A 17,922-nucleotide genomic window follows, 5' to 3' on the forward strand; every position below is an offset into this window, starting at 1 on the left:
ACCAATAAGGAGAATTATGGTCAACTATCCACATAAAATTTCATCACAGAAGAGACAAGCTCCCCCGTCACAAACTAAAAATTTCGCAAATCGGGGAATGTCTTTTGAAAAGATGATCAATGCAACGAACGACTACTATTTGTCGCATGGGTTAGCAGTGATTCACAAGAAACCGACTCCCATCCAAATCGTACGTGTCGACTATCCCCAACGAAGTCGTGCCAAGATTGTTGAAGCCTACTTTAGACAAGCTTCAACTACTGACTATTCAGGGGTTTATGATGGATACTACATCGACTTTGAAGCGAAGGAAACCAGGCAAAAACATGCGATTCCGATGAAGAATTTTCATCTCCATCAGATTCAGCATATGGAACAGGTCCTTGCCCAGCGAGGAATCTGCTTTGTCCTTCTTCACTTTGCTTCTCAGCAAGAAACTTATTTATTGCCGGCTGTTGACCTGATTCGTTTCTATCATCAAGATAAGGGACAAAAGTCAATGCCACTTGGATATATTCGAGAAAATGGATATAGGATTGAGCTGGGTGCCTTTCCCCAGATTCCCTATCTCGATATTATCAAAGAACATTTACTAGGTGGTAAAACAAGATGAACAAACAAACTATCCTGCGAATAGCTAAATATATCAGTATCTGCTTCTTAACTGTATTTATCGCAGCTATTATGCTGGGCGGAGGTCTCTTTCTCTACTATGTTAGCAATGCTCCAGCCCTATCTGAAAGTAAACTGGTCGCTACAACGTCAAGTAAGATCTATGACAGCAATGATGAACTTATCGCTGATCTTGGATCAGAACGTCGGGTCAATGCCCAAGCAAACGAAATACCGACCGATTTGGTCAACGCTATTGTTTCGATTGAGGATCATCGCTTCTTTAATCACCGAGGAATCGACACGATCCGTATCCTAGGTGCTACCCTACGAAACCTTCGTGGTGGTGGAGGCCTGCAAGGAGCTTCAACCTTGACGCAGCAGTTGATCAAGTTAACCTATTTCTCTACGTCAACTTCTGACCAAACCCTTTCTCGTAAGGCCCAGGAAGCTTGGTTAGCCGTTCAGCTAGAACAAAAAGCGACTAAACAAGAGATTTTGACCTACTACATCAACAAGGTTTACATGTCAAACGGTAACTACGGAATGCAGACGGCTGCCCAAAGTTACTATGGCAAGGATCTCAAAGATCTAAGCATTCCTCAATTGGCTCTCCTTGCTGGTATGCCTCAGGCTCCAAACCAATATGATCCATACTCGCATCCAGAAGCCGCTCAAGAACGTCGTAATCTCGTCCTCTCTGAGATGAAGGGGCAAGGTTACATTACAGCTGAGCAATATGAAAAAGCGATTAATACTCCGATTACAGATGGACTTCAAAGTCTAAAATCGGCTAATAGTTATCCTCCATACATGGACAACTATCTCAAAGAGGTGATTGACCAAGTTGAACAGGAAACAGGTTACAACCTTTTAACTACGGGTATGGAAGTCTACACAAACGTTGATTCTAAGGTCCAACAACGTCTCTGGGATATTTACAATACGGACGAGTATGTCAACTATCCAGATGATGAGTTACAGGTGGCCTCTACTATCGTTGATGTCACAAACGGGAAAGTCATTGCCCAATTAGGTGCTCGCCACCAATCAAGTAACGTTTCCTTTGGAATAAACCAGGCTGTAGAAACTAACCGTGACTGGGGTTCTACCATGAAGCCTATTACAGACTATGCTCCTGCTTTGGAATACGGCGTTTATGATTCAACTGCTTCGATTGTTCACGATAGTCCTTATAATTATCCTGGAACCTCTACCCCTGTCTATAACTGGGATAAGAGTTACTTTGGCAACATAACACTCCAGTATGCTCTCCAGCAATCACGGAATGTGCCGGCTGTAGAAACGCTAGAGAAAGTAGGACTTGATCGTGCCAAGACGTTTCTAAATGGACTCGGTATTGACTACCCAAGCATACACTATGCTAATGCTATTTCAAGTAATACAACCGAATCTGACAAAAGGTATGGAGCAAGTAGCGAGAAGATGGCTGCGGCTTATGCTGCTTTTGCCAATGGCGGTATCTACCACAAACCTATGTATATCAATAAGATTGTCTTTAGTGATGGCAGTTCAAAAGAATTCTCTGATTCTGGTACACGTGCTATGAAAGAAACGACAGCCTATATGATGACAGATATGATGAAAACCGTTTTGGCATACGGAACTGGTCGAGGAGCCTACCTCCCTTGGCTACCACAAGCTGGTAAAACTGGTACGTCAAACTATACAGATGATGAGATTGAAAACTACATTAAAAATACGGGTTATGTAGCTCCGGACGAAATGTTCGTTGGCTATACTCGTAAATATTCAATGGCCGTTTGGACTGGTTACTCGAACCGCCTTACTCCTATCGTTGGTGATGGCTTCTATGTTGCTGCTAAGGTTTACCGTTCGATGATGACTTATCTATCTGAAGATGATCATCCTGGTGACTGGACTATGCCAGAAGGACTCTACAGAGGTGGAGAATTTGTCTTTAAAAATGGTGCTCGTTCTACATGGACTACACCTGCTCCACAGCAAGCCCCAACACCTGAAAGTTCTAGCTCAACATCTGAGAGCTCGACTTCTCAGTCAAGCTCAACTACTCCAAGCACAAATACAAGCACAAATAATAGTACGACTACCAATCCTAACAATAATACGCAACAATCAAATACAACCCCTGGCCAACAAAACCAGAATCCGCAACCAGCACAACCATAACATTTATCACCCAGAGTATTCTGGGTGATTTTTTTATAGCAGTATCGTATTTATATGATTAGCAAAAGCCTGAGAAGAAATCTTCTCAGGCTTTCTGCGTACTATAAGCCTCATTGGAAAAGATGAGAAACTGATTTTGTAATCTTGTTAAGAGGTTTTGTTGAATACTAGTCTTTCTTTGTTTTTGCTACAAAGAGAGCAGATAGGGCTAGGCTAACACCTGCTAGGAAGAGGGCTAAATCAGATTGACTCTCACCAGTTGCTGGCAAGATTTGTTCAGCTGTTTCTGGTCTAGCTATTTCTTGCTTATAATCTGGCGTCTTACCTTGATCGGAAGCTAAAGAGCTAAGTTTAAACTCAGGTTTCTCTACTGTTGGAGCGGCTTGATCGCCTACTGTCGATAATGATCCTGTGTACTCTGGAAGCTCATGTACCAAGGCTTCAGCTGCATTGACACCACCCTTAAACTCAGGTTTCTCTACTGTTGGAGCGGCTTGATCGCCTACTGTCGATAATGGTCCTGTGTACTCTGGAAGTTCATGTACTAGGGCTTCAACTGCATTGACACCACCATTAAACTCAGGCTTCTCAACTGTCGGTGCCGCTTGGTCTCCAGCTGTCCCAAGTGGGCCTGTGTATTCTGGTACTTCATGCACTGCTGCTTCAGCTGCATTGACACCACCTGTGAATTCAGGAACCTCCAGAACTGGTGGTTGCTCTTCACCCTTGCTTGATTGAACCGATTCTTCTGTTAATTCTTGATAAAAGCTAGCCAATTCATAAAACTCAGCCTTGCCACCTTCCCAGACTAATTTGACGTCTAGAAGAGAGCCACCATTTCGGATAGCGAAGGTTTGGAGACTGGATGTAATGGCACCGAGGTCTAGCCAGCTGTCTTGCCCATCCTTGAGTGTTCTAGCAAGAACACGTGCTTGCGCTCCTTCAGGAAGACTAGAGACAAGACGAAGATGGTTGGCATTAGTTGGCTCAGACAAGTGATACACCAACTCTCCCTTCTCTTTTTCAGACTTATAGCTGGTCAAGACTTTTCCGTCTACAAGATTGTTGTAGAGGTTGCCTTGGCTTTCTCCACTACTTCCTTCTACTGTTGGATCATTGATTGGTTTGACAAATTCACCGTCATTGATCACTAATTCTGTAAAGCCTACAAAACGGGCATCATAATCCGCTGTATAGAGGACACGGAGATAGTTGGCTTTGACTGGTGTCGTCAATTCACCCTCTATGTAGCGATTTCCTGGTATCTTAGAATCATGTGTCCAACCATCTGTCAATGAATCATCGTGTTGGCTATTGGCTACACCATCTCCTACTGTCACGACATCTGTCCAAGTTTTACCATCTTGGCTGACTTGGATCTTACCATCACGAAGATAGTTTTGCGTTCCGTCTTGGATGTAGGCTCTGATCTTCTTGATGGTACGTTCGCTACCAAGCTTCAAGGTTACGTGACCATCTTTATGGGCGTAGTCTGAAAACTCAACGAAGTTGTTGTAAACACCGTCAAATAGTTGATCTAGGTTGTTCAGTTTACGAACATCATTGCTTCCGTATGTTGGGTGAATTCCCATAGTTGTAGATTCTAGTTTGGTTGGTTGCACTTCTTTGGTTGTCACAAGGAGAGAAGTGGCTGTCACAGCTTGTTCCTGATCTGTTTTATTGACCAGACGAACATAACGTACCAAGTGACTCACTACAGATCTGTCTGTCAACTGGCTAGCTGGCGTCCACTCTTGCGCATTTGCAGAGTACTCAAGGCTAAGAGCAGGGTTGGCCTGACCTTGGAGCTGGATGCTCTTGATTTGATGGATACGGTCAAGCTTCATTCCTAGATAGCTATGAGCAGGGAGTTTGGTTCCAGCTGGAATCTGAAGCTCGTAACTGCCCAAGCTATCCACTACCGGCGTTTCCTTCAAGGATTCCACGTTGGTGTCTGTTAACTCACTATTTCCAGAGCGTGTCTCAACAGAGAAGTCCTGGATACGCCACCAGAGGTCGAGGGCCTTGGTATTGCGAACTCGAATATAACGAGCATTGATCGCTCTAGTCACTTCCTTGGTTTGCTCACCTGCCAAGCGATCGAGTTCCTGCCAAGTAGTGCCGTCTGTAGAGTACTCAAGTACACCTGTGGCAAGCTTATCACCCGTTCCTTGGCGGAGTCGTACTTTAGTGACTGACTTGACTTCACCGAGGTCAAGTTGTGCCCAGGCATCAACTGGTGTCGTATTGCTACCGTCAGCGTTTGCCATCATGGCTTCTGTATTGTCCTTGCCATCAGTGATTTGACGAGCTGAGGTATTTAGTTTGTAAACTAAGTTTGAGCTTAGACTAACTGTCGTTGCTTGTTGGCTACGAGCTTTTTCAACTGGACGGTTGACTGCAATTTCCTGAACTGCAAACCAAGTATTCTCGCGATCTGCTGTCGCAATCATGCGAACTGCCTTGGCCTTGATAGTGAGATTTTCAAACTTAAGTAGGGATTCATTTCCGACATAACTTGGCTCTTTCAAGGTTACCCAGTTATCGTTTTCATCTAGATACTGCACTTCTGCCTTACTAAAAGTATCACGTGGATTTGCCTGCGTTCCCATAGCAAAGGTCAAGGTTTGAATCGCTACTGGTTTGTTGAACTTCATACCAATATAATCACCTGTCTTGATGCTATTTGGTGATTTAATAATCGCATGAGTTGCCAAATCGCCATCCGTCACTTCTGCCAAACCACCTTCTACACCTGTTCGATTGGTGATAAAGGTGCTGATGATTTGGTCTGGATGCAAGACTTTTTGAACTTCAGACGCTAGAACTTCTTTCAAGGATAGGATAAATGGACGAATGTGTTGAACACCCAATTCAGCTTTTTCCATATGGTCTACATAATGGAAGGTGTGAGTTTGAGACTGTTCGTACAATTTCAAACCTTTATAGTAGCTATCCCAAAGTTTGGCTGCATCGTTTGTAGCCATGGCTTCAGTTCCTGTAAGGAAGGCATCGAGAGCATTCATTTGATCGATTGCATTATCCAACCAATAGTGGATTTGGGCAACCATTTTTTTATCGCCTGATGCTTTATAGAGTTCGGCTGCTTCTTTAATCTTGGCAAATTCTGCACGCAAGGCTGCACGTTCTGCAGTCACATCCTGACCTGCTTTGAGTTTGGTCATGAAGTCTGTTAATTTTGGAGCCAAGTCTACCGATTCTTCTAGTTTGACGACACGATTATCCATGTTTTGGTTGATCATGTGCTTACCAAGTTCACGGAAGGCTGCCGATACCTTGCTATCTTCAAAATGACCATTTTCTACAAAGTTGAAGGCAATGTCATTGATTTTCTTAGCTTCTTCTTCTGATTTCCACTGTTTCCATGAGTATTGAGCTCCTGAAAAGAGGGCAATCTTAGATGGTTCAGACTGTTGCATTGGGTTCAACATGATACCAGATAGCAAGCTTGGATCCACATTTGGATGAAGGAATTTCTCACCACCACCTAGAATCAAGTGTTGTTTAGAGTTATCTGTTACAGGCCAGTTAATCCAAAGTGAAACTGGGCGATAGGTCTTGCCACCTGCGGATAGATTGTTCTTGAGAGTTGAAAGGAAGCTTTCAGAGACTTCACCCCAAATTTTACCACCCGTCAAGGTCATGGATGTTGAACTTGGGAGATTTTCATTGAGGGATTTCAACTCATCTTCACGTCCATTACCCCAATACTGGCCAGGAACAAAGATCATTTCTTTACGAAGACCGCTGTAAGTTCCCTGCATTTCAGTCAACCACTTGGTCATATCTTGCATCAAGCGGTTGTAGTTATTGTAGCCTCCGACTGGGCTTGGAGCATCATCTGCAAGGATACCAAATTCGCGGACACCCACTTTCATCAACTGGGTAAATTTAGCCTTGATGGTTGCCAAATCTTCTTGGTAGTGCGCTTCATTGCCAAAGCGGATGCGGTTGTTCATGAATGGATGGATGGTCCAGACATAGCGAGTTTTACTTTGATTTCCGACGCGAGCAAGTTCACGGATTTCAGCTAGTTTTTCTTCTGGATAGAGTTCACGCCATTTCTTGTTATGGTATGGATCATCTTTTGGTGCAAAGAAGTATTGGTTCAATTTCAAATCACCACCAAAACGCATGAGTTCCGCGCGATCTGCATTAGACCATGGGTTTCCATAGTAACCTTCGATGAAACCACGGTTCTTGAGCTCTGCGTAATCTTCCACCGTTACATTACGAAGAACTGGAACGTGACTTTCCTTGAGCATATGTTTCAAGGTTGTCAAACCATAGAAGACTGCATCTGTATCTTTTCCGACGATGGAAATCGAGTTATCCTTGATGGTCAAAGCATAGGCATCAATCTTGTCAAAGAGGCCTGTTGAAACGTTTGACAAGTTTTGTTCTGCTTGTGAACCTTGTCCATGCACTCCAAGATAGATATTGGTTGCGCCTGCAACTGCAGATTTACCTGTTGTATAAGATACTTGATTGTCCTGCAAGACACTCTTCAAGCGATTGCGAGTATAGATATCGAGCTGATCCCCCATAACCAGATTGACTTGCTTACGAAGAGCCGTCACGCCTTCGCCATAGGTCACTTTTTGTGGAGTTGGGAAGACCTTGTACTCTTTCTTAAGATAGTCATTGCTCTTGCTAGCAGCTGCAATGCTGTCTTCGCTAGCTGGTTTGCTTGCAGTGAATTGATCTGCCAATTCAACTGTTCCATCGCCAGTTTGCTCAACTTTTGGTTTTTCTGGTGTAGTTGGTTTTTCTGGTTGACTTGGTGCAGGCGTTTCTTGCTCTTCTTTGACAGGTTTCAATAGATGAACTTCAGCAGCACTTGCAAAACCACCAACGCCTTCCAATACTTTCAACTCAATCTTGTTGGTATGTACCGCCGCAAAGTTGACTGTTTTTTCTTGGGCGTTGTTGTCCCAGCTTCCTTCTGAAACCTTGACCATTTGGCCATCTTTTTGTGCGTAGATTTCGTAGCGCGTCACAACGCCATTTCCACCACCTGGACGTGGGAGATAAGTCAATCCATTGACTTTTTCTGCTTCTTTCAAGGTCATAGTAAGGGTGTATGGCGCAGTGTCACCAGTCCACTTAGTATGCCAGAAGGTATTTGGATCATTATCAAAGGCCTTTTCAACAGCGCCTTCAGTCGCGTTTCCTGGAAGTTGCTGACTGCTTGCGGTTGCAGTAATCTTATCATTTGAAATCAAACGAGGATTTACAAATGGTTTGTCTGACAACTCTGCACTATGCAAGATTCCTTTGAATCCACCGATGCTTTCAAGCGGTAGTACCAAGCTATTGTGGGCAAAACGAGGGTGGGCTGGATTTGCGATACGCTCAATCTTTTCACCATCCACATAGACTTCTGTTGATTGTGGTTTGGTCACGATGGAGATTTGATAGCGTTTGTTCTTTTCAAGTTTCTTCTTGAACTGGATATGGAACTGTTCAAATTGATAAGCAAGATAGCCGTCTTTATCAGCTAGATAGATACGGTTGTCCCCACTTGTTGAGAAGGTTTGTTCACCGTCTCCAGTGACAGTTACATCAAACTTCAAGACGTGACTTGGACCAACATCACCTGCCAAGCCTTCAATACTGCTGTCTTTCTCAAAAGCCAATCCTTGCTCGCTTGTCTTCACCTTCTTACTTGCATAGTTCTTGACTGTTTCAGAATTGATGGTAAACAAGTCGCTTTGATCAATCTCTTTATCAGGATTTGACTGTGGCGCATAAGGACTCGTTGGTAGGGTGCGTTCTGCAAAGGTCGCAGCTGCACGGTCAGATCCCCAAGTGCGCTCTGCAGTGGTTTGCATGCTCTTAAAGAAGCGTTTAAAGATATCATAAGAGGTCAAACCTGTCTCATGAAGGTCGATATTGTCATTCCAAACTGCGTGCCCGCCACCAATAATACTTGGATGAGAAGCTGGTAGAAGTGGACCTCCACCTGTTCTAAAATCATTCGGTGTCCAGCTATTGTACTGGCGTTCGTAGTTGGCATAGTCCCCGTAGGCTGCTTGACTATTGCTTCCACTTGGGACACTATATGTCGGCACATCCGTGATGTTAATAATCTTAGCTCCCTGAGCAATGGCTTCATTTGGTCGTTGCCAGCCAATGCTCCAGATATCAACTTCTACTCCGTTCCAATCAACAGGAGTGCTCCCACGTTTCGCACTGAGCGAGCCCCAGATACGAGGGGTATAGCCTTTTCCTTTAATGTATTTGATAAGGTCATTGACATAGCGGCGATAGCTTTCTCTGCTGCCATAGTATTCATCCGTTCCGATATGAACAGTTGATACCCCATGAAGTGGTGCATCTGGACCATCGAGGAGTTTGTCATAAACTGATTTGACAAAAGCCAGCGTTTCATCGTATTTTTTATCTAGGTCCAGCATAGCTACGCGCTCGACATTATGCTTGCCTGCATAATCGCTCAAACTACCTTGATACATGAGGTCTGGGCGGACTTTGACAAAGGACAAGGCGTGACCTGGTGTGTCAATTTCTGGTACTAGGTTGATATGCAAGGCCTTGGCCAATTTAATCAGATTTTGCATTTCTTCTTTAGTATAATGCTCATCTGATGTTAATTTTTGACCATTCGTACCGACAATATCGGTCTCCAAACGGAAACCAGTCTTGGCATGTTCAAGTACATACTTGAGTTGTTCTTCTGGACTTAAATTCTTACCTGCCAAGTGTTCCTTAAGGAAGATATAGTTATCATTAAGGTGCAACTGCAAGTCGTTCATCTTGTAGTAAGCCATGTTGAGCATGATGTCTACAAGGGTGTCATAAGGGATAAATTTACGACCTGTATCCAGCATAAAGCCACGGTGGCTGAAACTTGGGAAATCACGAATTTCGCCATTTTGTAGGTCTGTTTCTCCCATTTGAAGAAGAGTACGAGTTGCATAGAAGGCTCCTGTGTTCGTTGCAGCTTCAATGGTAATCACATCATCTTGGATAGTGATTCCATAGCCTTCCTTGCCATAACCTTTGTTTTCAACCTTTTTAAATTCGATTCGTTTTTGAGCCTGTTTGTCACCTGTTGCAAGTTCCAATCCACGGCTTGCAAGGTCTGACTGGTAGAAGGTTGCAGCCTGATCAAATTCTGAATCTCCTGTCGCAAGAACTGTATCTGAAGTGATAGAAGATTGACCTTCTTTTCCATACCATTGTTGAACAGCTGGCGCTACTTTTGGTTTCACACCCACACCCTCGTCCTGATGTAGTCCCTTGATGACTACTTCAAATTCCTTAGTGAAAGTATGGCTGTCTTTGATTTGCTGCACCATAACCTTAACGCGTTGATCTGTCAGAGGTTTATAGATACGATTTTGAAGGTCAATTACACCTTGTTTATTGCTACCGATAAGACTGACTTTTCCTGGTAAAGTTGGTAAGACAAGGGACTGTCCATCTTCTGCTACTGTTAGTTCGGTTACTTGGCGGATATCCGTTACCTTACTATGGTCCGGAACGTTAGAATAAGCTCGAATTTCTTGGATTCCAACGTTTCTCCAGTTCATTGTTCCCGCTTGATAATCATTGACCTCCAGTTTGAGGTACTTAGCTTTAATACTTTCAACTAGGTCTACTTTCTCATCTAAAACAGGATCTCCAGTCTTGGTATGAGCGAGTTTCCATTGTTTTTCTCCGTTAGCGCCCACGTCTTCTTGACCTGCGTAGTAGAGACTCCAAGATTTGATATTGGGATCATTTTGCCCATTACGAAGACGACGATCCCAGTCTATTTCTACATGCTTGATGAGGGTAGTTTTTGGAAGAGTTAATTCAAAAGTTGGTTTTGGTACATCTTTATCCGTAGCCCAACGAGTATTGTCATCTCCATCGATAGCCTTATCTGCAGTAAAGTTGGTTCCAGTCTCATGGTTGCTCGCCTGAGCTGTAGCACCTTCGAGATGGTTGACATCTTCTCTATCTTCGATTGTCTTCTCAGCTGGTTTTACTGCTGGTGTAGTGGTTTCCGCAGGTTGTTTGTCTGCCTTTGGTGTTTCAACCGGTTTCGGCGTTTCTGCTGGCTTGGGACTTGCAGGACTTGCCTCTGGTTTTGCCTCTTCACTTGCTGCAGGATTGCTTCCCTCATCTGTCGCTGGAGTTTCTTCATGACTTGCTTCTGTTGCAGCTTCTGCATCCGCCTTTTCAAGCGCAGCGGCTAAATCATCTGGTAACTTATCCAGTGCTTGAACATGAGTGATACTTCCCTCTGTCTCTGAAGGTGTTGCTGTTTCTGCCGCCTGAACCATATTGGCGCCAAAGATACTAGCACCAATCATAACGGAGACTGCACCGATTGCAAATTTTCTTATACTATAGTGACAGCGTTTCTCAAAAAAATGTCTATCCATCTTTCTCCTATTCCTTTCATCCGCATACATGAGTAAGCGGTATCATTTCTCCTTTGAAAAAGGAGAGAACCAAGAGGTCCTCTCCGGCTGTTTGTTCCCTTTTGATTCGAGTTGCTTTGAACAGCTGAAATCAAATCTCATTAATCTTCTTTACGTTTTGTCGCAAGAACCGCAGCAGATAAAGCGATACTCACACTTGCTAAGAAGAGGGCTACTTCTGAACTGTGCTCCCCTGTAGCAGGTAGTTTTTCTTCATCTTTAGCTCCCGGAGTTTTGGTATCAGCTACTGGACTTGAAGTGAGCGGGTACTCAGGTTTTTCAACTGTTGGAACTGCTTGATCTCCAGCTGTAGCCAATACACCTGTGTAGGCTGGTTTCTCGTTTACCAAGGCTTGGACCGCATTGACTCCTCCCTTAAACTCTGGGACTTCATGCACAGCTGCTTCAACTGCATTAACCCCACCCTTGAACTCAGGGACTTCATGTACAGCTGCTTCTGCTGCATTGACACTACCCTTGAACTCAGGAACTTCGTGTATAGCTGCTTCTGCTGCATTGACGCCACCCTTGAACTCAGGCAAGTCATGAACAGCTGCTTCTGCTGCATTGACTCCACCCTTAAACTCAGGGACTTCATGTACAGCTGCTTCTGCTGCATTGACGCCACCTTTGAATTCAGGTACATCAAGAACTGGTGGTTGTTCTTCACCCTTGCTACTTGTTGGAGCATCTGGTTTCGTAGCAGAATCTTTTAATTGGTTGAGATAATCTGCGAAGTAGGCTACCATTCTTTCCGTTAAGAGATGGTTATCCGTCGCATATTTCATGCTTGCCTGAACGCTAGCTACTTCCTCTTGATTTTCTTTGTCTGTCAATTTCTGAGCCTTAGCCAAAGCTGCTTCATAAGCTGACATGTCAAGCGGTGTTTCTGCTACCTGTGGACGGGTAAAGATGAGTTCCGCTGCAGATTGGTATTTATCGCCACCATCTCCGTAAGTCTTGGTACCTGTAAGGACAATTTTCTTAGCCTTAATTGTCTTGCCAAAGTCAATGTCTTTTGGCTTGTTGTTATCTGGCCAATCAGTTGCAGTAAAGGTATACTCCTTGCCAGACTCATCTGTGACAACCAGTTTTACATCTCGCAAGTTCCCATTTGAACCTGAACCACGTGGTACATAACGAAGTCCTGTGATTTCAGTAGGTTCTTTCAAGACCATAGTTGCAGGCTTGCCTACATCTCCTCCATTCCAAGATGTATGCCATAGGCTAGATACATTACCATCAAAAGCATTCTCTAGGCCTTCACCTGGTTGAGCTGGCGCATCCAAACTTTCAAAGTCTTCTGCTACCAAGGCTGTTTTCTTCTGAACCAAAGCATTCTTCAAGGCTTCAATCTTGGCAATCTCTGCACGCGCATCTTCTACGCTAATGTCATCATCTGCTTGGCTGAGATTAAAGACTGCTTCTTTCAATGCGTCCATAGACTCTTTGGTGTAGTTAGTCATGGCTACAGTTGGCAAGTAGTTCTTCAGAGCATTTTCTGTCAACATCTTACCTGTTAGAGTAATTTCTTCGATTTGAAGATTATCCATCATGAAGTCGTTATAACCACGGAAGTTGGCATTTCCACCAGAATCACCACGAGTATTGCTTGTATTTCCAGTTGAGTAGATACCTACCCAAGTATCACCTGTTTCTGCACCAGTCACGAGGAAGGTTGCCTTCTTGGCTTTCTTAGAATCTGTCCAGGTATTTGGCAATTCATGCATTTCCAAGTTGCTTGCTTTCGTACCACGGTTACCAGATTGGAATTCTCCCTTACCAACTACAAAGGCATAGGTATTGTCAGAACCTGCTTCGTATTCAAAGGTTACACGGTAGGTCTTACCAGCTTCAAATCGGAAGTTTTGTGGGATGGTTTGGTAAACCAAGTTACGACGGCTAACTAGTCCATTGGTCTTCAATGACCAATTTCCATCGATAACATCATCAACTTTCTTACCGTTCCAACCACGTTGTGTATATGGATCATGCTTTTCAGACAAGTGAGTACGGTTATCTTCAACACCTTCGACACCGCCCACTACGAATGGGAAGATACCCTGAGCAACATTTTCAAAGTCTTGTTTGAAGGTGCCTTTACCTGTATCATGGTTTTCTCCGTACATGCTTGAATTATTTTCAAAGGTACGAATTTCATCAAAGTAAGTTGCTTCATCACCAGCTTCACGACTCAAAGTAAGAGTAACATTTGATACGTCAGAACCAGTTGTAAAGAAGGCGTACATGTTTTGGAAGTAACTTGTATTGTCAACTGTAGCATTATCACGACGTGTATTGTGGGCGTAAGCCTTAACATAGTTGAGAGCGAGAGACTTATTGGTATAAGTAGTCACTTCTTTTTCACCAGTATTCACAGTGATGCTCGCCTTGGCATTACTACGGTTATCGACACCCACATAAACGGCATACTTAGTATTTGGTTTCAAGCCAGTTAATTTCTGAGTAAGGCTGACCTTGCTCTTATTGCCTTGGATACGAAGCATTTCATTTGCACCCTGTGATTTGACAATTTCTGCCTTAGAAGCATCACCAGAAATGGTCCAGTGTTTCAAGGTTCCGCTGTTAAATCCTTGGTCATAGATGTGCATGCCTTCGCTCCATGACATTTCAGGATTGGTTTGTTTCGAACGATAGAGAACGTATGGTTGATTAGCTAGAAGGTCTAGGGTAATCTTGCCATCTTTTACAGTTAGTTCTTGCTCTTCTGTCTTACCTTGGTCAGTTAGCTTGTAAAGGTAAACCTTGCTCTTTGTCCAATCACTCGGAAGGGTCCAAGTTGTTGCACCGGCCTGCGTATTGAAGTAGTACATTTTTTCCTTATCAGTAGGAAGTTTCTTACCATTCGCATCCCAGTTCCAAGGAGTCAAGTAAGCTGAACCATCTTGGATGACACGTCCGTTGAGCGTTACTGTACGTTCACGGTACTGTAGGCTATTGACATCATTAGACTTACGAGTTACAACAACCTTGTTACCTGCTGCATCGACTAGCTCAACCTTCATTTCTGGAGTCCATTTATAGGTGCTACCGTTATCGGTCATGGTAACTGGTGTACCATTTTCCCATTTACTTACAGTGAAGTGTTGGAAGTACTTAGTCATGACGTCATGGGCAAATAAGTTGGTTACATAGCCATTGTAATCACTCCGTCCTTGCCATCCTTCAAAGTCTTTCATGCTGTAGCCACCTAGAAGTGGGTAATCTGCTGCACCACCGTAACTTCTATAGTCCCCTACCCAAGCATCTTTTTGATGGTTACGAATAAAGCGCGTGATGGCACTGTTGATACCTTTATTGGTGTAGCCACCATAGGTCAAGTCAGCTGCCCAGTGATGGAAGGTAGAGTCGTACTCACCACCGTGTCCCCACTCAATCGCAAAGCGCCAGCCTTGTTTATTGATTTCTTTTGCAAGAACGTGGGTAGCCCAAGCACCGTTATCACCTGATTGGCCATTGCCCCAAACGTCCACATAGATAAAATCGAGGCCATCACCAAGTTTTTTCTTCAAGTCTTCCCAGCGAGCCAAACGTCCATGCGCTAAATCATAAGCAGCATCAATGTTGATACCTTGGTCTAGCCAGTTCCATCCGTAGCTGTAGCTTCCATCTGGACTCTTACGAAGGATTTTTTCATTGAAGTATTTAGATTCTGGGTAAGTTTCAGAAGCGTTAACGTGGATACCAATGTGGGCACCGTACTTCTTAGCTTTCTCAATCAAGGTCTTAAAGTCTTCAACACCACCAATACGTTTACCAATATCAGCATAGTTCAAGTGGCCTGAGTCATGACCTTCACTACCATAACCTTTAAGGAGAACACCTTGCCCAAGACCATCTGTGTGGAGATTGATTTTCTTGATACCATCTAGAGTCATAAGGAACGGATTTTGGGCTTGAGAACCAAAGTTCATCGCGATACGATAAGCTGTGATATCCTTGACTTTTTCCCAACCTTGAGGGTTGTTCATGATGCTACGATAAGCAATGGCACCATCCTGCCAATCGACTTTCTTGTCTGCGTTGGCATCTTCAGTGATAACAACCTTAGCACTTGGAAGTTCCTTCGTGTATTCTGGGAAAACAATGCCCTTATAAGCTTTTTCCCATTGCCATTCAGAGCTGTGGATTCCTACATAGTTGGCATTTCCGACCGTTTCCTTGTAGGCTGTCAAACGGGTCCAGTCATAAGAACCCCCACCGTAGCTGTTTTGAGAGTTGCTCCAGACACCTGCAGCAAGCTTATCTGTAGAAACAAATCCATACATGTAACCCTTAGCTAGGTCTTTCATTGGATTGGTTACATCGATATGATCATCCCCGCTGACATGCGTATTGTTTGACATGGTTGCCCCATCAAACTTAGCCCCAGCTTGATCACTTGAAACAGAGACTAAAGCATTACCAAGGAAACTAATAGAAGAAAGCAGTTTTCTTTCGTCATCAATCTTTTGACCTGGAGTGACTTGATTGTGGTTGACAATCTTGGTCACATCAAAGTGCAACTGATTATCAACAACTTGCAGACGGACCGTCATTTCTGCATTGATAAGATTAGCATCATCGCGAAGCTTCATCAAGTACTCTGCAGTTGTCTCATTGATTTTTTTGTAAGTAACTTCAGGTGTGACTTCGTGTTTGTTGATAAATACTTTATTGAATTGTTGGACTTGTCCTGGCAAGGTATGCCCGTTCAAACTGTATTCTTTAATACGAGGGAAGGCTTGGTCAATTACTGCCTTAAGTACCTTAGACTGGATCGTATCATAAGTCACCTTGCTATCGTCAACAACCGGACCTGTTTCTTTCTGGGCAGGAGTATCATCCGCTTTTACGCCTTCTTGATTGTCTGTTTTAACGCTGACAACTGTACGCTCATTGCCATAGGAACCAGCTTTTAGGACGATTTTCTTCTCATTTTTGAGAGTTTCATTAACAGCTGCTGGCAAAGTGACCGTATCAAAGAGTTTCTCATCATTATTCGTTGCATTGAGTTGTCCATCTGACTTGAGGGTAATTGATAGGCGGTTAATTGATCCTGTCTCAGGCGCTGCTACACGTCCCCCCTTATACCAGGTGCTATCGGTTGGAGATTTATACTCCCAGAACCAGCCGTCCTTGTCATAACCAACAAAAACATTGTTCTTGGTATCTTTAAATTTCAAGAAGACACCAAAGCGTGATTTGCCCTTTTCAGAATCATCTTTGAAGGTTAAATCAACAGTCGCATTTCCATTAGCATCAACTGTCAATCCTTGTTTTTCAAACAAGGCTGGTTTATCGCCATTGTCGTTCTGTGCAGTTGAGGACAATTGATTGTAGCGGACACCTTTTTCTTCACGAACCATAACTGTTCCCTGTTGTTCTTTATTCGCTACTGTTTGCCATTCAGGAGTCACTGTCTTAGGTGTTTCAGGTTTCGCAGCTGCAGGTTTATCCTCTTTTGGTTTTTCTTCAGCTGGTTTTTCTTTCTCTTCCAAGTCTGCTGGTTTCACACTTGAAATTCCCTGCATGTGGTCTTGAATCCATTTTAGTTGAGCTGGTGAGAAGAGAATGCCTCCGCTCCGTTTTCCAACTACACCATTTTGATGAACACCGACTAATTTGCCTTCTGTATCAAAGATACCGCCGCCACTAGCACCCGGTTTTCCTCCTTGGTAACCAATCCCTTGGACACCTTCTCCGTATGGTTCCGCAAAATCAACTGTAGTATTGACAATCGGATTCAATTTCCCTTCTGGATAACCAAAGACATGAAGTTTATCTCCGATTTTCTTAACTACTGGCTTTTTGGTTACTTCAACAGGCGTATTTTCCAGAACAGTTCGCAATCGAACAAGGGCTAAATCATTCTTGTAGCCTTTTAGGAAACCTTCACGATCCCAGTGAATAATGTCTTTTTTACTAAATTTAACATCTGGTAAGCCTGGATAAGAGATGCTATAGATATCCCCATCACCCTTATCATTATCAACAACCTTACGGATATTGCCGTCTTGACTATCCTTGATAAAGTTATGAGAAACCGTTAAGACAAGGTCTTTTGCAACGACAATACCACTACCTTCTCCTGATGGCGTCTTGATCTTAACAGTTGCGCCGTAGTTTAATTCCCCATTGGTAGTCTTAGCCACATCTTCTGGGACGAGCTTCCCAGTATCTTGGGCCAATTGATCTTTGTCAACTTCACGCCCATTGTCTTCGGCTTTCTCCAACTTATCTTCTAATTCTTTTGGCAGATTGCTTGGCTTTTCAGACTTTTCTTTTTCTTGAGCCAACAACTCTTCTTCTGTTTGAGGGCCTTCAGTAGTTTCAGCTGAACCAGGATTCTGAGCAGCAGCTTCCTTGTCAAAATCGTGCCCCTCATCACTAGCCTTCTTATCCAAATCAGCTAGTTCACTCGGTAAATTAGTTGTTGAACCAACCCTTGCTTGATCAGCCAACACTGGGGCAGTAGCAAAGAAAGTCGCTCCAATCATCACCGAAGCTACTCCAAGCGTAAACTTACGAATACTAAACTTACAGCGTTTTTCAAAAAATTGTTTATCCATAAACTCCTTAATCCTTTCACTTTACAGTAAGCGTTTACATTTCTTTTTTAAAAAATACTCCTTTCTCTGAAAGTACCGTGCTTAACTGTCATAAATAAAAAAATAATTAT

At 43.5% G+C, this 17,922-nt stretch carries 4 protein-coding genes; 2 read left to right on the forward strand and 2 right to left on the reverse strand.

Going from position 1 to position 17,922, the window contains the following annotated elements; all coding sequences use genetic code 11:
• Positions 1-16 precede the first annotated feature (16 nt).
• Entirely contained in the window at positions 17-613 is a 597-nt protein-coding gene (gene recU / locus B7725_RS09270) for a Holliday junction resolvase RecU (protein ID WP_084875846.1), read from the forward strand.
• Entirely contained in the window at positions 610-2,784 is a 2,175-nt protein-coding gene (pbp1a, locus tag B7725_RS09275; RefSeq protein ID WP_084875848.1) for a penicillin-binding protein PBP1A, read from the forward strand. Before recU ends, pbp1a begins: the two co-directional genes overlap by 4 nt.
• A 167-nt stretch (positions 2,785-2,951) precedes the next feature.
• Here pbp1a and B7725_RS09280 read toward each other — a convergent pair whose 3' ends face one another.
• A complete protein-coding gene (locus tag B7725_RS09280; protein WP_084875849.1) occupies positions 2,952-11,201 on the reverse strand; it encodes an SIALI-17 repeat-containing surface protein in 8,250 nt (2,749 codons plus the stop codon).
• A gap of 140 nt (positions 11,202-11,341) precedes the next feature.
• Positions 11,342-17,812, reverse strand: a complete 6,471-nt coding sequence (locus B7725_RS09285; protein WP_084875851.1) for a SpGH101 family endo-alpha-N-acetylgalactosaminidase — start codon at positions 17,810-17,812, stop codon at positions 11,342-11,344.
• Between the last annotated feature and the right edge of the window lie 110 nt (positions 17,813-17,922).

The sequence above is a fragment of the Streptococcus oralis subsp. tigurinus genome, from assembly GCF_002096275.1.
Classification (GTDB): domain Bacteria; phylum Bacillota; class Bacilli; order Lactobacillales; family Streptococcaceae; genus Streptococcus; species Streptococcus oralis_CN.